The 21,844-nt window shown below is 68.1% G+C and carries 24 protein-coding genes; 18 read left to right on the forward strand and 6 right to left on the reverse strand.

Annotated elements, in window-relative coordinates; translation table 11 throughout:
• Window positions 1–69: 69 nt before the first annotated feature.
• On the reverse strand, window positions 70–843 hold the full coding sequence (locus ACI2KI_RS10225; RefSeq protein ID WP_404620257.1) for a glutaminyl-peptide cyclotransferase: 774 nt from the start codon (window positions 841–843) through the stop codon (window positions 70–72).
• A 26-nt stretch (window positions 844–869) separates the two neighbouring features.
• Window positions 870–1,697 (reverse strand): TerC family protein, encoded by an 828-nt coding sequence (locus ACI2KI_RS10230; protein WP_312062972.1) that lies wholly within the window; start codon window positions 1,695–1,697, stop codon window positions 870–872.
• A 324-nt stretch (window positions 1,698–2,021) separates the two neighbouring features.
• Here ACI2KI_RS10230 and ACI2KI_RS10235 point away from each other — a divergent pair, with 324 nt between their 5' ends.
• The 5 genes from ACI2KI_RS10235 to ACI2KI_RS10255 all read left to right on the forward strand — a co-directional run bounded on the left by ACI2KI_RS10235 (window position 2,022) and on the right by ACI2KI_RS10255 (window position 6,934).
• Window positions 2,022–2,576 carry a F0F1 ATP synthase subunit delta gene (locus ACI2KI_RS10235; RefSeq protein ID WP_404619770.1) on the forward strand — a complete coding sequence of 185 codons (555 nt, stop codon included), beginning with the start codon at window positions 2,022–2,024 and terminating at the stop codon, window positions 2,574–2,576.
• Between the two features lie 67 nt (window positions 2,577–2,643).
• Entirely contained in the window at window positions 2,644–4,176 is a 1,533-nt protein-coding gene (atpA, locus tag ACI2KI_RS10240) for a F0F1 ATP synthase subunit alpha (protein WP_105563148.1), read from the forward strand.
• A 30-nt stretch (window positions 4,177–4,206) separates the two neighbouring features.
• A complete protein-coding gene (locus tag ACI2KI_RS10245; RefSeq protein WP_292085412.1) occupies window positions 4,207–5,085 on the forward strand; it encodes a F0F1 ATP synthase subunit gamma in 879 nt (292 codons plus the stop codon).
• A gap of 37 nt (window positions 5,086–5,122) precedes the next feature.
• Window positions 5,123–6,661 carry a F0F1 ATP synthase subunit beta gene (atpD, locus tag ACI2KI_RS10250; protein ID WP_404619772.1) on the forward strand — a complete coding sequence of 513 codons (1,539 nt, stop codon included), beginning with the start codon at window positions 5,123–5,125 and terminating at the stop codon, window positions 6,659–6,661.
• Window positions 6,662–6,664: 3 nt separating this feature from the next.
• Window positions 6,665–6,934, forward strand: coding sequence for an ATP synthase F1 subunit epsilon (locus ACI2KI_RS10255; RefSeq protein WP_404619774.1), 270 nt, complete (start codon window positions 6,665–6,667; stop codon window positions 6,932–6,934).
• 152 nt (window positions 6,935–7,086) lie between these two features.
• Here the strand turns inward: ACI2KI_RS10255 and ACI2KI_RS10260 are convergent, their stop codons facing one another.
• Window positions 7,087–7,569: an RNA pyrophosphohydrolase gene (locus ACI2KI_RS10260; RefSeq protein ID WP_404619776.1), complete on the reverse strand. Its 483-nt coding sequence runs from the start codon at window positions 7,567–7,569 to the stop codon at window positions 7,087–7,089.
• Between the two features lie 77 nt (window positions 7,570–7,646).
• On the opposite strand from ACI2KI_RS10260, the gene ACI2KI_RS10265 reads away from it, so the two are divergent.
• Complete coding sequence (locus ACI2KI_RS10265) at window positions 7,647–8,051, forward strand: Tat pathway signal protein (protein WP_404619778.1); 405 nt, start codon at window positions 7,647–7,649, stop codon at window positions 8,049–8,051.
• 52 nt (window positions 8,052–8,103) lie between these two features.
• Here ACI2KI_RS10265 and ACI2KI_RS10270 read toward each other — a convergent pair whose 3' ends face one another.
• Entirely contained in the window at window positions 8,104–9,078 is a 975-nt protein-coding gene (locus tag ACI2KI_RS10270; protein ID WP_404619780.1) for an ABC transporter ATP-binding protein, read from the reverse strand.
• A gap of 187 nt (window positions 9,079–9,265) precedes the next feature.
• Here ACI2KI_RS10270 and ACI2KI_RS10275 point away from each other — a divergent pair, with 187 nt between their 5' ends.
• The 11 genes from ACI2KI_RS10275 to ACI2KI_RS10325 all read left to right on the forward strand — a co-directional run bounded on the left by ACI2KI_RS10275 (window position 9,266) and on the right by ACI2KI_RS10325 (window position 17,171).
• A complete protein-coding gene (locus ACI2KI_RS10275) occupies window positions 9,266–9,559 on the forward strand; it encodes a hypothetical protein (RefSeq protein WP_404619782.1) in 294 nt (97 codons plus the stop codon).
• A gap of 58 nt (window positions 9,560–9,617) precedes the next feature.
• Window positions 9,618–9,854 (forward strand): zinc-finger domain-containing protein, encoded by a 237-nt coding sequence (locus ACI2KI_RS10280; RefSeq protein WP_292035349.1) that lies wholly within the window; start codon window positions 9,618–9,620, stop codon window positions 9,852–9,854.
• Between the two features lie 3 nt (window positions 9,855–9,857).
• The gene (locus ACI2KI_RS10285) at window positions 9,858–10,298 is read left to right on the forward strand and encodes a VOC family protein (protein ID WP_404619784.1); all 441 of its coding nucleotides are present in this window, start codon (window positions 9,858–9,860) and stop codon (window positions 10,296–10,298) included.
• 1 nt (window position 10,299) lies between these two features.
• A complete protein-coding gene (locus tag ACI2KI_RS10290) occupies window positions 10,300–10,917 on the forward strand; it encodes a DUF6655 family protein (protein WP_312062990.1) in 618 nt (205 codons plus the stop codon).
• A 102-nt stretch (window positions 10,918–11,019) separates the two neighbouring features.
• Entirely contained in the window at window positions 11,020–11,694 is a 675-nt protein-coding gene (locus ACI2KI_RS10295; protein ID WP_313101199.1) for a nicotinate-nucleotide adenylyltransferase, read from the forward strand.
• A 118-nt stretch (window positions 11,695–11,812) separates the two neighbouring features.
• On the forward strand, window positions 11,813–12,244 hold the full coding sequence (gene rsfS, locus ACI2KI_RS10300; protein ID WP_292085429.1) for a ribosome silencing factor: 432 nt from the start codon (window positions 11,813–11,815) through the stop codon (window positions 12,242–12,244).
• 21 nt (window positions 12,245–12,265) lie between these two features.
• The gene (gene rlmH, locus ACI2KI_RS10305) at window positions 12,266–12,730 is read left to right on the forward strand and encodes a 23S rRNA (pseudouridine(1915)-N(3))-methyltransferase RlmH (RefSeq protein ID WP_404619786.1); all 465 of its coding nucleotides are present in this window, start codon (window positions 12,266–12,268) and stop codon (window positions 12,728–12,730) included.
• Complete coding sequence (locus tag ACI2KI_RS10310; protein WP_404619788.1) at window positions 12,730–13,824, forward strand: murein hydrolase activator EnvC family protein; 1,095 nt, start codon at window positions 12,730–12,732, stop codon at window positions 13,822–13,824. Before rlmH ends, ACI2KI_RS10310 begins: the two co-directional genes overlap by 1 nt.
• Window positions 13,825–13,969: 145 nt before the next feature.
• A complete protein-coding gene (locus ACI2KI_RS10315; RefSeq protein WP_404619790.1) occupies window positions 13,970–15,394 on the forward strand; it encodes a S41 family peptidase in 1,425 nt (474 codons plus the stop codon).
• 127 nt (window positions 15,395–15,521) lie between these two features.
• Window positions 15,522–16,718 (forward strand): divergent polysaccharide deacetylase family protein, encoded by a 1,197-nt coding sequence (locus ACI2KI_RS10320; RefSeq protein ID WP_404619792.1) that lies wholly within the window; start codon window positions 15,522–15,524, stop codon window positions 16,716–16,718.
• A 48-nt stretch (window positions 16,719–16,766) separates the two neighbouring features.
• Window positions 16,767–17,171: a hypothetical protein gene (locus ACI2KI_RS10325; RefSeq protein WP_404619794.1), complete on the forward strand. Its 405-nt coding sequence runs from the start codon at window positions 16,767–16,769 to the stop codon at window positions 17,169–17,171.
• 72 nt (window positions 17,172–17,243) lie between these two features.
• Here the strand turns inward: ACI2KI_RS10325 and ACI2KI_RS10330 are convergent, their stop codons facing one another.
• Both ACI2KI_RS10330 and ACI2KI_RS10335 read right to left on the reverse strand, forming a co-directional pair.
• Entirely contained in the window at window positions 17,244–18,590 is a 1,347-nt protein-coding gene (locus ACI2KI_RS10330; RefSeq protein WP_404619796.1) for an amidohydrolase family protein, read from the reverse strand.
• Between the two features lie 73 nt (window positions 18,591–18,663).
• On the reverse strand, window positions 18,664–20,148 hold the full coding sequence (locus ACI2KI_RS10335) for a globin-coupled sensor protein (RefSeq protein WP_404619798.1): 1,485 nt from the start codon (window positions 20,146–20,148) through the stop codon (window positions 18,664–18,666).
• A gap of 233 nt (window positions 20,149–20,381) precedes the next feature.
• Here ACI2KI_RS10335 and ahcY point away from each other — a divergent pair, with 233 nt between their 5' ends.
• On the forward strand, window positions 20,382–21,773 hold the full coding sequence (gene ahcY, locus ACI2KI_RS10340) for an adenosylhomocysteinase (protein ID WP_292085440.1): 1,392 nt from the start codon (window positions 20,382–20,384) through the stop codon (window positions 21,771–21,773).
• Window positions 21,774–21,844: the final 71 nt, after the last annotated feature.

Consider the following 21,844-nt stretch of genomic DNA (forward strand, 5'->3'; position numbering starts at 1 on the left):
TTGAGTGCACCGTTTCGCTCGATCCTCGGGTCAAGCCCGAGGATGACGGAGAGGTAGGGGGGGGGCGGTTTAGCGCGGTCCGGTCAGCCTGATCTCGAACAGGCTGGGCCAGTTCTTGCCGGTGACGAACAGGCGGCGGCTCGCCGCGTCCCAGGCGATGCCGTTCAGGACTTCGTCGCGCGGGTCCTTCACCACGCCAGCGGGCAGCAGGCCGCGCAGGTCGATGATCCCGACCACATGGCCCGAGGCCGGGTCGATGCGGACGATAAAGTCGGTCTGCCAGACATTGGCCCAGACCTCGCCGTCAATCCATTCCAGCTCGTTCAACTGGCGCACGGGGCGACCGTTCAGGGTGACGGTGATGCGGCCGGTCTCGGCGAAGGTGTCGGGGTCGAGGAAACGCAGATTGGGCGAGCCGTCTGACAGGATCAGCCGCGATCCGTCGTGGGTCAGGCCCCAGCCCTCGCCGGCATAGGCGAAGCGCGAGACGGGGCTGAGGTCGGCGGCGTTCCAGACGAAGCCGACGCCGTTGTTCCAGGTCAGGCTGACGAGGCGACCGTCGATCTCGGTCAGGCCTTCGCCGAAATACTCGGGGGCGAGCTCGTGCTTCTGCAGCACGACGCCGTCCTCCAGCCGCACGCGGCGGACGCTGGAGGGGGCGCGGCCGGTGCTTTCCAGCAGGACGCCGTCGCGAAGGACCAGGCCTTGCGTGAAGGCGGTCGGGTCGTGGGGGAAGGTCCGCACCACCCCATAGTCATAGATCGGGACGGCGGCGGAGGGAGCAGAGGGGGCCGGCCCCGACGACTGCGCCGCCACCGACGCAGGAAGCGCCAGCAGGAGCATCGCCAGAACCGGCCAGAGACGCACGATCAGACGCCGGGCTCGGCGGTTTCGGCCTTGTTCAGCGCGCGCTGGGCGGCTTCCTCGGCCTGGTTCTTTCTGATCTGGGCGTTGCGCGACCACATGTTCAGCCCCTCGACCAGGGCCGAGAAGGCCATGGCGGCGTAGATGTAGCCCTTGGGCACGTGGACGCCGAAGCCGTCGGCGATCAGGACCGCGCCGATCATCAGCAGGAAGCCCAGGGCCAGCATGACCACGGTCGGGTTCTTGTCGATGAAGTTGGCCAGCGGGTCCGAGGCCAGCAGCATGACGACGACGGCCACGACGACCGCGACCATCATGATCGGCACGTGATCGGTCATGCCGACGGCGGTCAGGATGGAGTCGATCGAGAAGACCAGGTCCAGCATGATGATCTGGATGATGGCCGAGCCGACGTTGTTGATGACGACGTCCTTCTTGTCCTTCTCCAGCATGTCGTTCGACGGGGTGGTGTCGACAGCGTGGTGGATCTCCTTGGTGGCTTTCCACACGAGGAAGAGACCGCCGGCGATCAGGATCAGGTCGCGCCAGCTGAAGGCGGTGTCGAAGGTTTCGCCGTGGAAGCCCAGGTCGAAGACGGGGGCGGTCAGGCCGACGATCCAGCCGATCGTGGCCAGCAGGCCCAGGCGCATGATCAGCGCCAGACCGATGCCGATGCGGCGGGTGCGCTGACGATGCTCGGGCGGCAGCTTGTTCGACAGAATCGAGATGAAGATCAGGTTGTCGATGCCGAGGACGACTTCCATGACCACGAGGGTCACGAGGGCCGCCCAGGCGGCCGGATCGCTCAGCAGGGGGGTTATGCTTTCAAGCATCGGGGTTCCAGAATGTGATGATAGCCATAAGCGGTAACGGGACCGTGAGGTTGCATCAAGCTTCCGGACGCGGCGTTGTCGTCGCACCCGACGCCGTCGCGAGGGTCTGGAGACCGGCAAATGAGCGCAGGTGCGACCTTATCGTTCCGTTCCCGTCGGTTGCGACCGGGGACCTTGCGTGCTATCAGCCGCGCGGCTTTAGCGAAGGACGCATCGAAAGATGTGTCCCAAGCGTGCTTTCTACAAGCAAATCAAGCCCTTGCCTGGCGCGAGCGATCGCAGCCGGACTCGACCCAAACGCTTCAAATCGCGGACCTTAATTACGTGGCGGACGATTTCAGAACGACGGAAGCCGGCGAACGGTATGCTCAGGCGCTGTTCGACCTCTCGCAAGAGACGGGGGCGCTCGACGCCGTGCGCGGCGATCTCGCCTCGCTGAAGGCCGCCTGGCTGGACAGCGCGGACCTGCGCCGCCTGGCTCAGTCGCCGGTCATTTCGGCCGACGACCAGGTCAAGGGCCTGTCGGCCATCGCCGACAAGGCGAAGTTCAACGCCACGACCAAGAAGTTCCTCGGCCTGCTGGCCCAGAACGGCCGCGCCCGCGACCTGCCCGGCGTGATCGCCGGCTTCCAGGCCCTGTACGCCAAGGCGACCGGCGTCGTCGCGGCCGAGGTCGTTTCGGCCCTGCCGCTGTCGGCGGCCCAGACCAAGAGCATTCAGTCGGCCCTGCGCGCGTCGCTGGGCCGCGATCCCGAACTGACCGCCCGCGTCGATCCGTCGATCCTGGGCGGACTGAAGGTCAAGGTGGGCTCGAAGCTGTTCGACGCCTCGCTGAAGACCAAGCTCGACCAGATGAAGTTCGCGCTGAAACGCGCCTAAGCCCCGAATTCCAAGTTCAAGCCGGGCCAGCGGGCCCGCACCGAAGACGAAAGCCAGAGAGCCCACCATGGACATCCGCGCCGCCGAAATCTCGGCCATCCTCAAGTCGCAGATCGCCAACTTCGGCGTTGAAGCCGACGTTTCCGACGTCGGCCAAGTGCTGTCGGTCGGCGACGGCATCGCCCGCATCCACGGTCTGGACAATGTCCAGGCCGGTGAAATGGTCGAGTTCCCCAAGGCCGGCGTGAAGGGCATGGCCCTGAACCTCGAGCGCGACAACGTCGGCGCCGTGATCTTCGGCGCGGACGCCGCCATCGCTGAAGGCGATGAAGTCCGCCGCCTGGGCGAGATCGTGGACGTGCCGGTCGGCAAGGGCCTGCTGGGCCGCGTCGTCAACCCGCTGGGCGAGCCGATCGACGGCAAGGGTCCGATCCAGTTCACCGAGCGCCGCCGCGTCGACGTCAAGGCGCCGGGCATCATCCCGCGTAAATCGGTTCACGAGCCGATGCAGACCGGCCAGAAGGCGATCGACACCCTGATCCCCGTCGGCCGCGGCCAGCGCGAGCTGATCATCGGCGACCGTCAGGTCGGCAAGACCGCTATCGCCATCGACACCATCCTGAACCAGAAGAACGTCAACAAGTCGGAAGACGAGTCGGCGAAGCTTTACTGCATCTACGTCGCCATCGGCCAGAAGCGCTCGACGGTGGCCCAGATTGTGAAGACGCTCGAGGAGTCGGGCGCTCTGGAATACACCATCGTCGTCGCCGCCACGGCTTCGGAACCGGCCCCGCTGCAGTTCCTGGCTCCGTTCGCCGGCACCGCCATGGGCGAGTTCTTCCGCGACAACGGCATGCACGCCCTGATCGTCTATGACGACCTGTCGAAGCAGGCTGTGGCCTATCGCCAGATGTCGCTGCTGCTGCGCCGTCCGCCCGGCCGTGAAGCCTACCCGGGCGACGTCTTCTACCTGCACAGCCGCCTGCTGGAGCGTTCGGCCAAGCTGAACGAAGACAATGGTTCGGGCTCCATGACGGCCCTGCCGATCATCGAAACCCAGGCCAACGACGTCTCGGCCTACATCCCGACCAACGTGATCTCGATCACCGACGGCCAGATCTTCCTGGAATCGGACCTCTTCTATCAGGGCATCCGTCCGGCCGTGAACGTCGGCATCTCGGTGTCGCGCGTGGGCTCCTCGGCCCAGATCAAGGCCATGAAGCAGGTCGCCGGTTCGATTAAGGGCGAGCTGGCCCAGTATCGTGAAATGGCCGCCTTCGCGAAGTTCGGCTCGGACCTGGACGTCTCGACCCAGAAGCTGCTGGCGCGCGGCGCCCGCCTGACCGAGCTGCTGAAGCAGCCGCAGTACTCGCCGCTGGCCGTCGAAGAGCAGGTCGTGTCGATCTACGCCGGCACGCGCGGCTACCTGGATAACGTGGCGGTGTCGGACATCGGCCGCTTCGAAAGCGAGCTGCTGGCCCGCGTCCACTCGAACCACGCTTCGCTGCTGGAAGGCATCCGCACCAAGAAGGCCCTGACGCCGGAACTGGAAGCCGAGCTCAAGGACGTCCTGGCCGCCTTCGCCAAGACCTTCGCCTAAGATCTGACCAGAGAGCGAGAGTAGCGCCGGATGGCCAGCCTTAAGGAAATGCGCAATCGGATCGGAAGCGTCAAGGCGACGCAGAAGATCACGAAAGCCATGCAGATGGTCGCCGCGGCCAAGCTGAAGCGCGCCCAGGAGCAGGCCGAGAACGCCCGCCCCTATGCGACGCGGATGGCCTCGGTCATCGCCAACCTGGCCGCCGGCGTCTCGGGCGACGGCGCGCCGAAGCTGCTGGCCGGCACGGGCGCCGACCAGCGTCACCTGATCGTGGTCGCCACGGCGGACAAGGGTCTGGCGGGGGGCTTCTCGTCCAACGTCGTCCGCGCCGCCCGCGACCGGATCAACAGCCTGATCGCCCAGGGCAAGGACGTTCGCGTCATCGCCGTCGGCAAGAAGTCGCGTGATCCCCTGACCCGCCTGTTCGGCGACAAGGTGGTCAAGTCCTTCGAGCTGAGCGAGCACAAGGTCCTCGGCCTGCCGGCGGCGCAGCCGATCGCCGAACTGATCGCCGAGAGCTTCGAAGACGGCCAGGCCGACGTGGTCACTCTCTTCTATAGCCAGTTCAAGTCGGTGATCTCGCAGGTGCCGACCGCCAGTCAGCTGATCCCGGCCGTCGTCGAAGGCGACGCCGAACCGATCGACCTGAACGGCGCGGTCTATGAGTATGAACCCTCGGAAGAGGAAATCCTCGAGACCCTGCTGCCGCGCAACCTGACGACGCAGATCCTGGCCGCTCTCTACGAGAACCAGGCCGGCTTCTTCGGCGCGCAGATGGCCGCGATGGACAACGCCACGCGCAACGCGGGCGACCTCATCAACAGCCTGACCCTGCAGTACAACCGTAAACGCCAGGCCCAGATCACCACCGAGCTGATCGAGATCATCGCCGGCGCTGAAGCGCTCTGATCCCGACCGACACGACATTCCGAACCGGACGCACCCCATGACCGACGCCACCGCCACCAAGAAACCCGCCGCCAAGAAGCCGGCCGCTCCCAAGAAGGCCGCCGCTCCGAAGGCCGCCGCCGCCGTTGCTGGCTCGGGCCGTATCGCCCAGGTCATCGGCGCCGTCGTCGACGTTGAGTTCGACGGCGCCCTGCCGGCCATCCTGAGCGCCCTGGAGACGCAGAACGTCGACCAGAAGACGGGCGAGCCCTTCACCCTGGTTCTGGAAGTCGCCCAGCACCTCGGCGAGAACATGGTCCGCGCCATCTCGATGGACACGACCGAAGGTCTGACGCGCGGCCAGCCCGTCGTCGACACCGGCAAGTCGATCATGGCGCCGGTCGGCCCGGGCACCCTCGGCCGCATCATGAACGTCGTCGGTCAGCCGATCGACGAAGCCGGCCCGATCCAGACCACCGAATACCGCCCGATCCACAAGGAAGCCCCGACCTTCGACGAGCAGTCGACCTCGGCGGAAATCCTGGTCACGGGCATCAAGGTCATCGACCTGATCTGCCCCTACACCAAGGGCGGCAAGACCGGCCTGTTCGGCGGCGCCGGCGTGGGCAAGACCGTGACCATGCAGGAACTGATCAACAACATCGCCAAGGCTTACGGCGGTTACTCGGTTCTGGCCGGCGTGGGTGAGCGCACCCGCGAAGGCAACGACCTGTATCACGAGATGATCGAGTCCAACGTGAACGTGGACCCGGCCAAGAACAACGGCTCGACCGAAGGCTCCAAGTGCGCCCTGGTTTACGGCCAGATGAACGAGCCCCCCGGCGCCCGCGCCCGCGTCGCCCTGACCGGCCTGTCGATCGCCGAATACTTCCGCGACGAAGAAGGCAAGGACGTGCTGCTGTTCGTCGACAACATCTTCCGCTTCACCCAGGCCGGTTCGGAAGTGTCGGCTCTGCTGGGCCGCATCCCCTCGGCCGTGGGTTATCAGCCGACGCTGGCCACCGAGATGGGCAACCTGCAAGAGCGCATCACCTCGACCAAGAAGGGCTCGATCACCTCGGTCCAGGCCATCTACGTTCCCGCCGACGACCTGACCGACCCGGCGCCCGCCGCCTCGTTCGCTCACCTGGACGCGACGACCGTTCTGAACCGCGACATCGCGGCCCAGGCCATCTTCCCGGCCGTGGACCCGCTGGACTCGACCTCGCGCATCATGGACCCGCTGGTCATCGGTGAAGAGCACTACACCGTCGCCCGCCGCGTTCAGGAAACCCTGCAGCAGTACAAGGCGCTGAAGGACATCATCGCCATCCTGGGCATGGACGAGCTGTCGGAAGACGACAAGCTGGTCGTGTCGCGCGCCCGCAAGATCCAGCGCTTCCTGTCGCAGCCCTTCTTCGTGGCCGAGCAGTTCACCAACTCGCCCGGTAAGTTCGTCGAGCTGAAGGACACCATCCGTTCGTTCAAGGCCATCTGCGACGGCGAATACGACCACCTGCCGGAAGCCGCCTTCTACATGGTCGGCGCCATCGAGGAAGTCGTCGAGAAGGCCGCCAAGATGGCTTCGGAAGCCTAAGTCATGGCCGGTAAGCTGAACTTCTCCCTCGTCGCCCCGGAACGCGAAATCTTCGCCGGTTCGGTCGATCAGGTCGATGCGCCGGGCGTCGAGGGCGACTTCGGCGTCCTGCCGGGCCACGCGCCCTTCATGACCACCCTGCGCGAGGGCGTCGTGACCGTCTATGAGGGCGCTGTGCGCCGTCAGTTCGCGGTCAAGGGCGGTTTCGCCGACATCAACGCTCAGGGTCTCAGCATCCTGGCCGAAGAAGCCTCGGAGATCGTCGAGGGCTAAGCCTTCTGCGACGCAGACAAGATCAGGGCCCCTCGCTTCGGCGGAGGGCCTTTTTCTTTGGGGCGAACCCGATCCGAGATGAGCGCTCTTCCTGCCGCCGTCATCCTCGGGTCAAGCCCGAGGATGACGGCGGAACAGGCGGCTGGGCGGCCTCAGCTCTTCGGCAGGTCCTCGAAGGCGGCCACCACCTGCTGATAGACCTCGCGCTTGAACGGCACGATCAGGTCAGGGGCTTCCTCCAGGGCGCCCCAGCGCCAGGTGTCGAACTCGGGCTCGCCGTGGGCGGACAGATCGAACTCGCTGTCCTCGCCGGTGAAGCGGAAGGCGAACCAGACCTGCTTCTGGCCCTTGAAGCCCTGCCACGACTTCGGCCCGCCCATGCCCTCCGGGAAGTCATAGACGATCCAGCCGCCGGTGCGGCCCAGCAGCTCGACCGAGCGGACCCCCGTCTCTTCCTGAAGTTCGCGCAGGGCGGCGGCTTCCAGATTCTCGCCCTCATCGACGCCGCCTTGCGGGAACTGCCAGTTCCACGGCTCGGGCGTCTTCGCCCGGCGGCCCAGCCAGACCTGACCGGCGGTGTTGAACAGCACCACGCCGACGTTGGGGCGGTAGGCGGAAAGATCGATCTGGCTCATCCGTTCCGATTACGCCTCGGCCGGGCGGCCCGCCAGCCGTAACCGGGCCTTAAGCGGAGGAGGGCTAGGGGAAGGGTATGGATCGTCGCGCACTGATCGGCCTCGCCGCCCTGGGTACAGCTCTCGTCGCCGCCGAGGCCGACGCCTCGGGCAAGAGCGAGGGCGGGGGCGCGCCCGCCAACGCCTATATCCCCCTGCCCACGGCCACGGCCACCATCCTGCGTCGCGACGGGCGCCGGGGCGTGATGACGGTCGAGGTCGGGGTGGACGTGGCCGACCCGGCCCTGCGGACCCGGGCCGACCAGTCCAAGCCGCGCCTCAGCGCCGCCTACAACGAGGTGGTGCGGTTGGCGGGCGAGCGGATGCTGCCCAGCGCCCCGCCGGACGTGGAATGGCTGAGCCGCGCCCTGCAGGCCGCCACCGACCGCGTGCTCGGCAAGCCCGGCGGCAAGCTGCTGCTGGGCACGGTGATGGTGGTCTGACGCTGCCGCTCGCCTTAATCCTCCCCAGCTACGCAGGGGAGGATTGAGTGCGTCAGTCCTGCGTCGGATCGGGCCGGCTGGCGTCGCCGTAGGTCATGGCCAGGAAGACGTCTTCCAGATCCGGGTCCTCGGTGGCGATGTCCTTGATAGTCACGCCCGCCGCGCGCACCGCCGCCAGCACCTGTTCGACGCTGGATTCCCCGGTGCGATAGGTGACGACGAAGGCGCCATGCGGGCGCGGGGCGACGGCGAAGCCGTGCAGGTGCGGCGGGACAGCTTGCGGGGTTTCCGGCGTCACCACCACGTTGCGGGTGTCCAGCCGCTTCAGCAACTGATGCGTCGGCTCGCAGGCCACGACCTCGCCCCGGTTGATGATGGCGATGGTGTCGCACAGCTCCTGGGCTTCTTCCAGGTAGTGGGTGGTCAGGATGACGGTGACGCCTTCCTCGTTGATCTTGCGCACATAGTCCCACAGCTGGCGGCGCAACTCGACGTCCACGCCCGCCGTCGGCTCGTCCAGGATCAGAACCGGCGGATTGTGCACCAGGGCCTTGGCCACCATCAGGCGGCGCTTCATGCCGCCCGACAGGGCGCGGACATAGGCATTGGCCTTGTCCGACAGGCCGAGCGCGGCCAGCAGTTCGTCCGAGCGGCGCTCGTCGGCGGGAACGCCATAGAAGCCGGCCTGGACCTCCAGGGCCTCGCGCGGGGTGAAGAAGACGTCGGCGACGATTTCCTGAGGCACGACGCCCAGGGCCGCACGGGCGTCGCGGGCTTCATGGTCGATGTCGCGGTCCCAGATGCGGACGCTGCCCTCGGACTTGTTCACGACGCCGGCGATGATGTTGATCAGGGTCGACTTGCCGGCGCCGTTGGGACCCAGAAGCCCGAACATGGAGCCGCGCGGCACGGTCAGATCGACGCCGCGCAGGGCGGTCTTGGCCGGCGACTTCTTGTTGCCCGCATAGGTCTTCTTCAGGCCCCGCACCTCGATGGCGTTGACGGGCAGGGCAGGGGTCTCGGTCATGCGGGCGTTCACTCGGAGGGGCGGAAGCGTGCGGCATAGGTAGGGGGCGCAGGCCGGTTCGCCAAGGCGCTGTTGCGTCCGATTTCGACAAGCGTGCACGTCTTTGTGTAAATGGTGCTTGACGTTGCGCGGCGCGTTGTCTAGGTTCCTTGTCATAAAGACAACCTGCCTTGATGGAGAGACGCTCATGACCGCCCTGCAAGCCCAGATGAAGAAGCCTCTGACCAAGACTCGCCTGATCGGTTTCGCCGCCCTGGGCGTCTGCGCCGTCGGCTACACCGGCATGGGTCTGGCCCTGCTGGCGGGCAAGCTGGGTCATCTGGACATGACCTATGCGGCCCTGTTCGCCGCCATCGCCGCCCTGATCGGCGAAATCGGCCTGTGGGTCGGCGCCGGCTGCCTGGGCCTGACCCTGTTCAAGAAGCGTAAGGCCATGCTGGACAAGCTGTTCGGGCGCAAAGCGCAACCTTCGGAAGTTTGACCTAGCGGGCCGGTCCTTCTAGGAACGGCGCGAGCCTTCCAGACCCGGACCGGACCCCATGCCTCCCCGCCATACCGACGCTGTCATCCCCGCCCCCGAAGAGATCGTGGTCTCGTCCAAGCGTGTCGCCTGCGACGGCGGCGGCGTCCTCGGCCACCCGCTGGTCTATCTGGAGATGGGCGAGGACGACTTTGTCGAGTGCGGCTATTGCGACCGTCGCTTCGTCCTGTCGGCGCACTCGCACCCCGAGAACGAGTACCTGGACCCGGCGGCCCGCCCGCCCGAGGCCCACTGAGCCATGCGCTATCTGCACACCATGGTCCGCGTGAAGGACCTGGAGGCGTCGCTGCACTTCTATCGCGACCTGCTCGGCCTGGCGCAGACGCGCCGGATGGACAGCGAGAAGGGCCGCTTCAGCCTGATCTATCTGGCCGCGCCCCAGGACACGGCGCGCGCCGCGGCCGAGAAGTCGCCCGAGGTCGAGCTGACCTTCAACTGGGATCCTGAGGACTATCAGGGCGGCCGCAACTTCGGCCACCTGGCCTTCGAGGTCGAGGACATCTACGCCGCCTGTCAGCGTCTGATGGACGGGGGGGTGACGATCAACCGCCCGCCGCGCGACGGCCACATGGCCTTCATCCGGTCGCCCGACGGCATCTCGATCGAACTGCTGCAAGGCGGCGAACGTCTGGCCCCGGCCGAGCCCTGGGCCTCCATGCCCAACGTCGGAGCCTGGTGATTTGACCACGGCGCGTCTGATCGTCCTGTTCGCGGCCACGGCTGTGCTGGCCGGCTGCGCCTCGGTGACCGAGACCAATCCGGCGCGGACGGCCACCGACATGCTGCTGGTCAACCGCGCCGCCGACCGCGCGGTCGAGGGACTGACCCTGCCGATCCCGCAGGGCGCGCGGGTCTTTATCGACGAGACCTATTTCCAGGCTGAGAACGCCCGCTATGCGCTGAGCGCCATCCGCGCTGCCCTGTCGGACGCGGGCTACGCCATCAGCCGCGACCGCGACAGCGCCGACGCCATCTTCGAGGTCCGCGCCGGCGCCCTGTCGCTGGAGCAGATGCGTCGGGTCTTCGGCATCCCCGACATGCGGGTGCCGATCAATGAGACGCTGAACGTCGTCTCCATCCCCGAGCTGTCGATCTATTCCAACCGCGACCGCATGGGCGTGGCCGAGTTTTCCGGCTTTCTCTACGACGGCCGCACCGGTCTGCCGCTGGGCGCCGTGGCTCCCATGATCGGCCAGTACAAGATCCGCAGCCACAAGGCCTTCATGGTCGTGACCTGGGGCCAGCAGCTGGCCCAGCCGGGTGAGCGCGATCCGGGCTCGAGCTGGAAAGAGTTCTGAGACTTTCGTCCGTCCGCTGACGCGAGACAGAGCCGTCGCGGCGTGTTAGGGCGCGGATGAGCATAAGTCCGCCCTCTCGTCGTCGCCGCCAAAGAGCCGCCCTTGTCCTTCTTCCACGCCGGTCCCGCGCCGAAAGGCCTCGGCCCTCGACCCGGTGCCCTGCGCGACGGTCTGGGGCTGCAGCCCGGCATGAAGGTCGGCCTGTTCGGCGGCTCCTTCAATCCGGCCCACGACGGCCACGCCCATGTGGCCGAGACGGCGATGCGTCGCCTGGGACTGGACCGGGTGGTCTGGCTGGTCTCGCCGCAGAACCCGCTGAAATCGCACCACGAGACCGCGCCGCTGGCGGACCGAATGGCCTCGGCGCGCGCCGTCGCCGCCACCGTCGGCCCGGCCATGATCGTCTCGGACGTCGAAACCCGCATCGGCACGCGCTGGACCATCGACACGGTGCGGGCGCTGAAGGCGCGCTATCCGGGCGTGAAGTTCGTTTGGCTGATGGGGTCGGACAATCTGGCCAGCTTCCATCGCTGGCGCGGCTGGACCGACATCATGCACCAGATGCCGGTGGCGGTGATCGCCCGACCGGGCAGCCAGTTGGACAGCCGCACGGCGCCAGCCGCCGCGCGTTACGCCCGTTTTCGCATCCCGGCGGCCCAGGCGGGGCTGCTGGCCAGCCTTGAGGCGCCGGCCTGGACCTATCTGACGGCGCCGCTGAATCCCCGCTCTTCCTCGGCGATCCGGCGGGGCGAGGCGATGATTCCCGCCAACGGGTGACCTTTCTGGCGGGACGTGCTAGGTTGCCGCCTTTAGTAATCTCCCCTGGAGCCCTCCGCTGACCCCCTCGCCCGCGCACGATGCGCAAGACGCCGCCGTTTCCAACGCGGCCCATGAAATGGACCCGATGGATTCCGTCCATTCCGAAGATGGTCAGGCCGAAGGCCCCAGTACCGGCGATCAAGCCCCGCTTCCGGTCGGCCTGACTGAGCTGGAACGCGCCATCATCGCCAAGCTCGACGAAGACAAGGCCCAGGACATGGTCCTGATCGACCTGCGCGGCAAAAGCCCGATGTCCGACGCCATGATCGTGGCTTCGGGCCGGTCGCACCGCCACGTCGGCGCCCTGGCCGACCACCTGCTGCGCCTGTTCAAGGATCTGGGCCTGGGCAAGGTCAAGGTCGAGGGCCTGCCGCACTGCGACTGGGTGCTGCTGGATGCGGGCGACGTGATCGTCCACCTGTTCCGCCCCGAAGTGCGCACCTTCTACAATATCGAGAAGATCTGGGCCATCGACAGCGCCCACCGCGGCGGCGCCGGCGTCGCCTGATCCTCGGACTGAGCTGACCCCATGAAGCTGGCGATCGCGGCCATCGGCAAGCCGGGCCGCGGTCCCGAGGCCGCCCTGGCCGACGACTACGCCCGGCGGGCGACCCTGGCGGGTCGGCCGCTGGGGCTCGGTCCGCTGGAACTTCTGGATATCGAACCCCGCAAGTCCGGCAAGGCCCCCGAGGCCGAGCTGATCCTGGCCGCCGCCGAGGGCGCGCACCTGATCGCCTGCGACGAACGCGGCAAGACCTATTCATCCCGCGCCTTCGCCGACCACGTGGCGACCCTGCGCGATCAGGGCGAGCGGCGGCTGGTCTTCGCCATCGGCGGGGCGGACGGGCTGGACGAGAGCGTGCGCCGCGCCGCCCGCTCGACCCTGGCCTTCGGACCCCAGACCTGGCCCCACGCCCTGGCCCGCGCCATGCTGGCCGAACAACTGTACCGCGCCGTGACCATCCTGTCCGGCTCCCCCTATCATCGCGACTGATGCGCCGGGGGGCGGGGCTTCTTCTTCTGTCGTCGGGGCTGGCGCTGATCCTTGCCGGTCCGGCGTCCAGCCAGCGCGCGGCCGCGCCCAATCCTGAACTGACCCGGCTTCAGACCGAGTATCGCGACGAGACCGCGCGCGCGCGGCGCCTGCGCGCCGAAGCCGCCGCCGCCGGCGACGAGGTCGTCGATCTGGACCGGCAACTGGTCGAACTGCGGCGCGCCGAGGCGGCGGACGACGTGCAGCTGGAATCCCAGCGCGCCCGCCTCAAGGAGCTGGGCGACCGCGAGGCCGCCCTGGTCGCCGCGCTTTCCCGGGAGCGGGCGGGGCAGGGGCGTCTGCTGTCGGCCTTGCAGATGATGAGCCGCAAGCCGCCGCCGCCCTTGCTGATCCCGGCGGACAAGGCGGTCGACACGGTGCGCGCCTCCATCCTGATCCGCGCCATGACGCCCGAGCTGCAGGCGCGGGCGAAGACCTTGGTCGAGCGTCAGGCCGAGGTCATCCGCATCCGCCGCCTGGCCGCCCTGTCCAGCGAACGCCTGTTCACCGTCGAGAGCGCCCAGGGCGATCGCCGCGCCGAGATCGAGAGCCTGTCGGCAAGGAAGATCGCCCTGCGCGCCGTGCTGCGCGCCGAGGCCTCTCGTGCGGAGCGAGCGACCCGGTCGCTGGAGGCCCGCATCCGCGAACTGGGCGGACAGGCGCCCCTCGTGGCCGAGGCTGTGACGGAGGCCCCCGCCGCGCGCCTGCCCGCCGGACGCAGCCGCCTGACCGCGCCGGTGCAGGGCGCGCCGTCGCAGCGGTTCGGCGGCGGCTCCAGCGGCTGGCGCTGGCGCTCCAGCCACGAGGTCATCGCGGCGCCTGCCCCCGCCCGCGTCGCCTACGCGGGGCCGCTGAAGGAGTGGGGCGAGGTGGTCATTCTGGACCTCGGACCAGGCTGGCGCGTCGTTGTCGCCGGCCTGGATCAACTGTCGGTCGACACCGGCCAGCGGGTCGCCGACGGTCAGGCCCTGGGCCGCACCGGCGAGGACGGCGAGGCCTATTTCGAGCTGCGCCGCGACGAGCGTCCCATCGACCCCGCGCCCTGGCTGCAATAGGGCTGCAATAGGCCGCGCCTGTGCGCGAAAGTCCTTTCAAATCCGCGCCGAGGCTGATTGTATCGGCTGATCTGACGCTGGCGTGCGAACGCTCGCGCCTCCCTGGACGACCGGAGCCCGAGCGGGTCCGATGGAAAGACACCGAATGCGTAAACTGCTTCTCATCGGTTGCGCCGCCCTGGCCCTGGGCGGATCGGCGGCGGCTGTGGCCAGCCAGACCCCGCGCAACGAGACCTTCCGCATGCTGCAGATGTTCGGCGACGTCCTGGGCATCGTCGAGCAGGCCTATGTGGTGCCGGTCGACAACAAGAAGCTGATCGAGGCCGCACTGCAGGGAATGATGACGGCGCTCGACCCGCACTCCAACTACCTGCCGCCCAAGTCCTATGGCGACCTGCGCGAGCGCACCACGGGCGAATATTCCGGCGTCGGCCTGACCATTACCTCCGAGGGGGGGCTGGTGAAGGTCATCTCGCCGATGGACGACAGCCCGGCCGGCCGCGCGGGGGTTCAGGCGGGCGACGTCATCAGCGCCATCGACGGCCAGAACGCCGCCGGACTGACGGTGTCAGAGGTGTCGGACAAGCTGCGCGGCGCCATAGGAACCAGTGTCACCGTCACCTTCCTGCGCGACGGCGAGGAGCCGCGCGAGGTGGTCCTGACCCGCGAAGTCATCAAGGTGGAATCCGTCACGGGCCGTCTGGAAGGCGACTTCGGCTATCTGCGCATCTCGACCTTCAACGAGAACACCGGCCGCGAACTGACCGAGACCATCGAGCGGCTGAAGCGCGAGAAGCCCGGCATCAAGGGTTATGTCCTGGATCTGCGCAACAACGGCGGGGGTCTGCTGACCGCCGCCATCGACGTCTCCGACACCTTCCTGGAACGCGGCGAGATCGTCAGCCAGCGCGGCCGCAAGCCGGATCAGATCGAACGCTACGCCGCCAAGCCCGGCGACCTGACCGGCGGCCTGCCGGTGGTGGTCCTGATCAACTACGGTTCGGCCTCTGCGTCCGAAATCGTGGCCGGCGCCCTGAAGGATCAGGAACGGGCGACGGTCGTCGGCCTGACCAGCTTCGGCAAGGGCTCGGTGCAGACGGTCATTCCGCTGCGCGGCGGTTCGGACGGCGCCCTGTCGATCACCACGGCGCGCTACTACACGCCCTCGGGCCGCTCGATCCAGAAGATCGGCATCGAGCCGGACCTGGAGGTCGCCCGCTCCGAGGCCGAGGCCCGCATCGTCTCGCGTTCCAGCTTCATCTATTCCGAGGCCGCCTACGCCACGGCGCTGGACTCCTCCATCGGCGCCGAGCGCAAGGGGCCGCACACCCCGCACGAGGCGCCGGGCGAGGGCTTCGACAAGACCAAGGACTATCAGCTGCAGCGGGCGCTGGACGTCCTGCGCGCAGGCGGCGACCTGACGAAACTCGCCGCCGCTCCGGCCGACGTCGTGGTCACCGCGCCCGGCTCCAAGCCGGTCGAGACGGCCCAGGCCGACACGGACGCGCCCTCCGACCGTCCGGCGCGCGGTCCCGAAGTCACGCCGGGCAATGAGCCGAAGAAGGACTGACCGACTTCGGCGACGTGGTGAACGGCCCGTTAGGGTTTCTTAACCGGCGCTGGGGATAAGTGAGGGTCGAGGGAGACCGCATCGTGCGGTCTCCGCCCTCTCACCGTCGTTCGAGCGCCGTCCGTCCATGTTCGCCAAGCGCCAGTCCGCCCTCGCCGCCGCCGCCGGTATGCCGCCGGAGGAGCGGTCGCGCCTGGGCCTCGACGCCGTTCTGGGGGCGCTGAAGAAGCCGCCGGTCGCCGTGGGCGCGGCGGGCGCCTTCCTTCTGGCCGCCGGGGTCCTGTTCGTCGCCGTCATGGGCGACCCGCGCGCCGGCGCGCCCTCGGCCCGTGTGGCCCTGCAACGCCCGGCCGCCGTGGAAACCGCCCCGACCGGCGCAGACGCCTTCGCCATGAGCGGGCTCGACCTGTATCAGGATCTGGGCGATCCGGCCCTGCTGGACCCCAATGGCGCCGCCGGGGGCGAGGCCCTGATCACCCTGCCGGACGGCGCCAGCGTGGCGGGCGGATCGGCCATCGCCGCCCCGGTGCGCGCGCCGTCGAACCCCCTGCCCAAGGCGCCGATCGCGGGCCTGTTCTCGCCCGGCCCCAACGGCCCCTTGCCGCGCATCGCGCCCGACGGCCGCGTCCCGGCCCAGGCCTACGCGCGCCCGTTCCGTTCGAACGGCAAGCCCATGGTGTCGCTGGTCGTCGGCGGTCTGGGCCTGAACGCCGTGACCACCCGCGCCGCCATCGAACGCCTGCCCGCCGAGGTCACGCTCAGCTTCGTGCCCTACGCCGAGGGCCTGCAGGCCTGGATCGACATGGCCCGCGCCCAGGGCCACGAGGTGATGATCGAACTGCCGATGGAGCCGACCGGCTATCCCGACAATGATCCCGGCCCCTACACCCTGCTGTCGAGCGGCGGCGCCGACGACGTCGAGGCCAAGCTGGACTGGCTGCTGGGTCGCGCTACCGGCTACTTCGGCGTGACCAACTATCTGGGCGATCGTTTCGCGACCTCGGACGAGGGCATGGGCGCCATGCTGGCCGTGCTGCGCCAGCGCGGCCTGGCCTTCCTCGACGACGGCTCGATGCGCAGGAAGCCGGGCGCCTTCGCCCGCGCCAGCGCCGATCGCATCATCGACGAGCAGCAGAGCCCGGCCGCGATCATGGGCCAGCTGACCGCCCTGGAAGCCGCCGCCAAGACGCGCGGCGCGGCGCTCGGAACCGGCTTCAGCTACCCGGTCACCGTTGAGGCCGCCGCCCGCTGGACGGCGGGCCTTGAGGCGCGGGGCCTGCAACTGGCCCCGGCCTCGGCCATGACCCGGCGACCGGGGCGGTAAGCGGCCGCTTTGGGGCGTTTGATCCGCTCAACCGCAGTCGTAGCCCTGATGGTCGCAGGTTTGAGCGGCTGTCATTCGGGACCTGAGCAGCCTGTCGTCACCGGAGCCCTGAACGCGGCGCCCGATTGCCGACCGATGGTCGCCTCGGTCTATCTGATCTGCTGGTACGGCGGCCGCGACGAGCCCTTGTCTCAGTGCGAAGTCGGCCTGGAAGACCCCGTCGGCTGCGGGATCGGGCCAGAGGCGGTGGCGCTCTTCAACGGCGGGGTCGATGTGGCGGGGACCTTCTCCTCGCCGGGCAGGCCTGAGCAGCCTCGATGGGTTCATATCCGCGCCTATCGGGACGTCGCAGGTCGCATCGGACGGAAATGGTATCCGCAGGGCGGAAGGGAAAAGGACGCCTTCATTCTGGAAGAAAAGCGGTTCCAATCGCCGCCCGCTGCTCCCGAATAGACTGGCGCCCTGACCGGATACGCCCCCGCATTTGCGCCCTGTGCAGCGCTGGCGTCGAAGCCTTCCCGGCGCTTAGCGCTCGTCCTTATAGATCCGCCCGTCGCGCATGACGAAGGCCACGGTCTTCAGCTTCGTCACGTCGGTCAGGGGATCGCCCGCCACGGCGATGACGTCGGCGCGCTTGCCCGGCTCTAGCACGCCCACCTCCTCGGACAGGCCCAGCAGGTCGGCGGCGTTGACGGTGGCGGCCTCGATGGCGGTCATCGGGGTCATGCCGTTCTTGACCATCAGCTCGAACTCGTCGGCGTTGCGGCCATGCTTGGACACGCCGGCGTCGGTGCCGAAGGCGATGCGGACCCCGGCGGGCACGGCGCGCTGCAGCGACTGGCCGGTGATCTCGATGCGCCAGCGGATCTTGGGCAGGACCTCCGGGGGATAGGCCTCGGGGTCGGCGGCCAGGCGTTCAGTGTAGCCGTTCACGACCGACAGGGTCGGGACATAATAGGCGCGGGTGCGGCGCAGCAGCTGCAGGGTCTCGTCGTCGAAGATGGTGCCGTGCTCGATCGAATCGGCGCCCATGCGCAGGGCCAGGTTGATGCCCTCGACGCCGTGGGCGTGGACCGCGACCTTCTTGCCGTACAGATGGGCTGTGTCGATCAGGGCCTTGGCCTCGTCCTCGAACATCTGGGCGCCGAGGCCGGCGCCGATGCGACTGTTGACCCCGCCGGTGGTGGCGATCTTGATCAGGTCGACGCCGCGTCCGACCTGCAGGCGCACCGCCTCGCGGCAGCTTTCGGCGCCGTTGCAGACGTTGTCGTGGGCAATGTGTTCGCGGAAGTCGTCGTTGAAGCCGAGACGACCGTCCATGTGGCCCGAGGTGGTCGAAATGCTGTTCCCGGCGTCGATGATGCGGGGGCCGGGCAGGCGGTGAGCGGCGGTTTCCTCGCGCAGGGCCAGGGTGACCCCGCCCGTGTCGCCCAGGTTCCGCACGGTGGTGAAGCCGGCCATCAGCGTCTTGCGCGCGTTCATGGCGGCGCTGTAGGCGCGCGTCGGCAGGTTGTCGGCGACCCCGGCCAGGAAGCCCGCCTGACCGGCCACGTCCGAGACCAGGTGCACATGGCTGTCGATCAGGCCGGGCAGGACGAAGCGGTCGCGCTGATCCACCACGGTCGCGCCGGGATAGGCGGCGGCGTCGACGAAGCCGTCGCGGATCTCGGCGACCTTGCCGTCGCGCACGACGATGGTTGAGGGGCCGCGCGGCGCGCGGCCGGGATGATCCAGCAGACGACCGGCCTGGACCAGGGTCACGGCCCCTGACGTCGACGTGGGCTCAGCGGTTTGGGCCGAGGCGGGCGGGGCCGCGGCCAGGGCTGCAGCAAGCGCCAGGGCGCAGACGGCGCCGGTCAGCATGGTCTTCATGGTCGAAACTCCCCCTCGATCCAGGGGGAGTTAAGCCGGGCCTTGTCCGCTACGCCAGTCTTTAAACGGAAGGTCAGCCGACCGCACGAAGGTGCGGCGCGCCGGATGCGCCGCGATCCAGACGGAAGCGGCCGACCTGCTGGTTCAGGCTGACGGCCTCGTTGGCCAGCTGACGGGCGGCGGCGGTGGCCTCTTCGGTCATGGCCGCATTCTGCTGGGTGATGTCGTCCATCTCGCCCATGGTGCGACGGACGCGGGCCAGGCCTTCAGCCTGATCCTGGGCCGAGCCGGCGATGCCGCCGGCCAGGCCGTCGATGGCCACGACCCGGCCGCCGATACGCTCCAGGGCCTCGCCGGTGCGTTCGACCAGATCGACGCCGCGCGCCACCTGGGCCGAGGAGGTCGAGATCAGGGTGCGGATCTCGCCCGAGGCTTCCGACGAGCGCTGGGCCAGGGCGCGGACTTCCTGGGCCACGACGGCGAAGCCCCGACCGGCGTCGCCGGCGCGCGCCGCCTCGACCCCGGCGTTCAGGGCCAGCAGGTTGGTCTGGAAGGCGATCTCGTCGATCAGGCTGGTGAAGCGGGAAATCTCGTTCGAGGATTCGGCGATGGCGTGGATCGCGGCGACGGCCTCGCCGACCACCTGGCTGCTGGCTTCGACGTCGACGCGGGCGGCGGCCAGGGCCTCGGCCGTCTGGCGGGCGTTGTCGGCGGTCGAGGCCACGGCGCGGGCGATGGCGTCGGCCTCGTTGACCGTGCGCTCCAGGTTGGCGGCCTGACGCTCGGTGCGGCTGGCCAGGTCTTCGGAGGCGGTGGCCAGCTGGTTGGAGCCGGCGCTCAGGCTCTGCACGCTGTCGGCCACGGCGCGGACGGCGGTGCGCAGGGCGCGGGTGGCGGCGTGGAAGTCGTTCTGCAGGCTGCGGTACTGCTCGGGGAAGACGCCGGGAATGGTCGTCGACAGATCGTTCTCGGCCAGGTCGTGCAGGGCGGCGCCCAGGGCGCGAACCACCTCGGTCTGACGGGCTTCGGCCTCGTCGTGGGCGGCCTGGACCTTGTCGCGCTGCTCTTGCAGGACGTCGAGGTAAATGGAGATGGCCAGGTCCATGTCCAGCATGACGCGCTGGGTCAGCTCGGACACGGCCTCGGCTGTGACGCGGTCATGCTCGCGCTTGTTGGCCCAGAACTTCCGGGGGCGCTCGGCGATGGCGCGGGTCAGGTGAGCCAGGATGACGCTGTAGCCGCCGATGTACCAGCGCGGCTCCAGGCCGATGCGGGCGTGGACATGGCCGATGGTGCGCACGGACTTGGCGTAGTCCTCGTCGGCGCGACCATCGATGATGGCGTCCCAGTGGCGCTCCTGCGCCTTGCTGGCCGCGGCGATGTGCGCCTCTTCGCGGAAGAAGCGACGCGTGGTCGGCTCGGCCCGCACCCGGTCGTAGAAGGCGGCCAGGGCCACGGGCGTTTCGCGGCGCAGCAGCGGTCCCATGGCGCGATAGCTCGCCGAAGCGGAGCCCAGGCCCATGAATTTCATGCGATGTTCGATGTCGACGCCCGCCATGTTCGAGGTTTCTCTACGCAACGCTACAGCGAACGCAGGGGAGCGCGTCCACTTGTCCCTTTGAACCCTAGGGGTATTGGGCCCCTTAAGAAGCAAATGAGTAGAATCCCTTACGCTGGCGGTCCGGCGCGAGGCGGGGTGTCATATAAAGATATCCTTATGCCTTGATTGCCCCGGCGTCGGGGCCGCGCTATAGCGACGGCTCAGAAAACCGCGCCGCGAGAACCCTCCGTATGACCGACTACATCGTTCGCGACATTTCCCTGGCCGATTTCGGCAACAAGGAAATCGCCATCGCCGAAACCGAAATGCCGGGCCTGATGGCGCTGCGCGAGGAGTTCGGCGCCGCCAAGCCGCTGAAGGGCGCCCGCATCGCCGGCAGCCTGCACATGACCATCCAGACGGCGGTTCTGATCCAGACGCTGGAAGCCCTGGGCGCCGAAGTGCGCTGGGCCTCGTGCAACATCTTCTCGACCCAGGACCACGCCGCCGCCGCCATCGCCGCCAACGGCACGCCGGTCTTCGCCACCAAGGGCGAGACCCTGGTGGAATACTGGGACTACGCCCACAAGATCTTCGAATGGGCTGACGGCGGCTACCCGAATCTGATCCTCGACGACGGCGGCGACGCCACCCTTCTGTGCGTGCTCGGCCCGAAGGCCGAGAAGGACATCTCGGTCCTGTCGAACCCGCAGAACGAGGAAGAAGAAGCCCTCTTCTCCGTCATGAAACGCTACATCGCCGAGAAGCCCGGCTTCTATTCGGCCATTCGCGACGCCATCGGCGGCGTGTCGGAAGAGACGACTACGGGCGTGCACCGCCTGTACCAGATGGCCGAGCGCGGCGAGCTGCCCTTCCCGGCGATCAATGTCAACGACAGCGTCACCAAGTCGAAGTTCGACAACCTGTACGGCTGCCGTGAGAGCCTGGTCGACGCCATCCGTCGCGGCACCGACGTCATGCTGTCGGGCAAGGTCGCGGTGGTCTGCGGCTACGGCGACGTGGGCAAGGGCTCGGCCGCTTCGCTGCGCAACGGCGGCGCCCGCGTCATCGTCACCGAGATCGACCCGATCTGCGCCCTGCAGGCCGCGATGGAAGGCTATGAGGTCCAGACCCTGGAAGACGTCGCCGACAAGGCGGACATCTTCGTCACCACGACGGGCAACAAGGACGTCATCCGCGTCGAGCACATGCGCGCGATGCGCAACAACGCCATCGTCTGCAACATCGGCCACTTCGACTCGGAAATTCAGGTCGCCGGCCTGAAGAACTTCAAGTGGGACAAGATCAAGGATCAGGTCCACCACGTCGAGTTCCCGGACGGCAAGAAGATCATCCTGCTGTCGGAAGGCCGCCTGGTGAACCTGGGCAACGCCACGGGCCACCCGTCCTTCGTGATGTCGGCTTCGTTCACCAACCAGACCCTGGCCCAGATCGAACTGTGGACCAACGCCAAGTCCTACGAGAACTCGGTCTACACCCTGCCCAAGCATCTGGACGAGAAGGTCGCCTTCCTCCACCTGGCCAAGCTGGGCGCCAAGCTGACCCAGCTAACCAAGGAACAGGCCGACTACATCTCGGTCCCGGTCGAAGGCCCGTTCAAGCCGGAACACTACCGCTACTAAGACCTGATGGTCTGAAAGCCGAAACCCCGCGCCGTCGCCGGCGCGGGGTTTTTCTTTGGTCGGAAGGGCGC

Source organism: Brevundimonas sp. NPDC046655, from assembly GCF_044901625.1.
Lineage (GTDB): Bacteria > Pseudomonadota > Alphaproteobacteria > Caulobacterales > Caulobacteraceae > Brevundimonas.

Excerpts from the sequence above, each read along its gene's own strand:
- ACI2KI_RS10225 (WP_404620257.1), bottom strand. The coding sequence starts at position 843 with ATGCTCCTGCTGGCGCTTCCTGCGTCGGTGGCGGCGCAGTCGTCGGGG.
- ACI2KI_RS10230 (WP_312062972.1), bottom strand. The coding sequence starts at position 1,697 with ATGCTTGAAAGCATAACCCCCCTGCTGAGCGATCCGGCCGCCTGGGCG.
- atpA (WP_105563148.1), top strand. The coding sequence starts at position 2,644 with ATGGACATCCGCGCCGCCGAAATCTCGGCCATCCTCAAGTCGCAGATC.
- ACI2KI_RS10245 (WP_292085412.1), top strand. The coding sequence starts at position 4,207 with ATGGCCAGCCTTAAGGAAATGCGCAATCGGATCGGAAGCGTCAAGGCG.
- atpD (WP_404619772.1), top strand. The coding sequence starts at position 5,123 with ATGACCGACGCCACCGCCACCAAGAAACCCGCCGCCAAGAAGCCGGCC.
- ACI2KI_RS10255 (WP_404619774.1), top strand. The coding sequence starts at position 6,665 with ATGGCCGGTAAGCTGAACTTCTCCCTCGTCGCCCCGGAACGCGAAATC.
- ACI2KI_RS10260 (WP_404619776.1), bottom strand. The coding sequence starts at position 7,569 with ATGAGCCAGATCGATCTTTCCGCCTACCGCCCCAACGTCGGCGTGGTG.
- ACI2KI_RS10265 (WP_404619778.1), top strand. The coding sequence starts at position 7,647 with ATGGATCGTCGCGCACTGATCGGCCTCGCCGCCCTGGGTACAGCTCTC.
- ACI2KI_RS10270 (WP_404619780.1), bottom strand. The coding sequence starts at position 9,078 with ATGACCGAGACCCCTGCCCTGCCCGTCAACGCCATCGAGGTGCGGGGC.
- ACI2KI_RS10275 (WP_404619782.1), top strand. The coding sequence starts at position 9,266 with ATGACCGCCCTGCAAGCCCAGATGAAGAAGCCTCTGACCAAGACTCGC.
- ACI2KI_RS10280 (WP_292035349.1), top strand. The coding sequence starts at position 9,618 with ATGCCTCCCCGCCATACCGACGCTGTCATCCCCGCCCCCGAAGAGATC.
- ACI2KI_RS10285 (WP_404619784.1), top strand. The coding sequence starts at position 9,858 with ATGCGCTATCTGCACACCATGGTCCGCGTGAAGGACCTGGAGGCGTCG.
- rsfS (WP_292085429.1), top strand. The coding sequence starts at position 11,813 with ATGGACCCGATGGATTCCGTCCATTCCGAAGATGGTCAGGCCGAAGGC.
- rlmH (WP_404619786.1), top strand. The coding sequence starts at position 12,266 with ATGAAGCTGGCGATCGCGGCCATCGGCAAGCCGGGCCGCGGTCCCGAG.
- ACI2KI_RS10310 (WP_404619788.1), top strand. The coding sequence starts at position 12,730 with ATGCGCCGGGGGGCGGGGCTTCTTCTTCTGTCGTCGGGGCTGGCGCTG.
- ACI2KI_RS10315 (WP_404619790.1), top strand. The coding sequence starts at position 13,970 with ATGCGTAAACTGCTTCTCATCGGTTGCGCCGCCCTGGCCCTGGGCGGA.
- ACI2KI_RS10320 (WP_404619792.1), top strand. The coding sequence starts at position 15,522 with ATGTTCGCCAAGCGCCAGTCCGCCCTCGCCGCCGCCGCCGGTATGCCG.
- ACI2KI_RS10325 (WP_404619794.1), top strand. The coding sequence starts at position 16,767 with ATGGTCGCAGGTTTGAGCGGCTGTCATTCGGGACCTGAGCAGCCTGTC.
- ACI2KI_RS10330 (WP_404619796.1), bottom strand. The coding sequence starts at position 18,590 with ATGAAGACCATGCTGACCGGCGCCGTCTGCGCCCTGGCGCTTGCTGCA.
- ACI2KI_RS10335 (WP_404619798.1), bottom strand. The coding sequence starts at position 20,148 with ATGGCGGGCGTCGACATCGAACATCGCATGAAATTCATGGGCCTGGGC.
- ahcY (WP_292085440.1), top strand. The coding sequence starts at position 20,382 with ATGACCGACTACATCGTTCGCGACATTTCCCTGGCCGATTTCGGCAAC.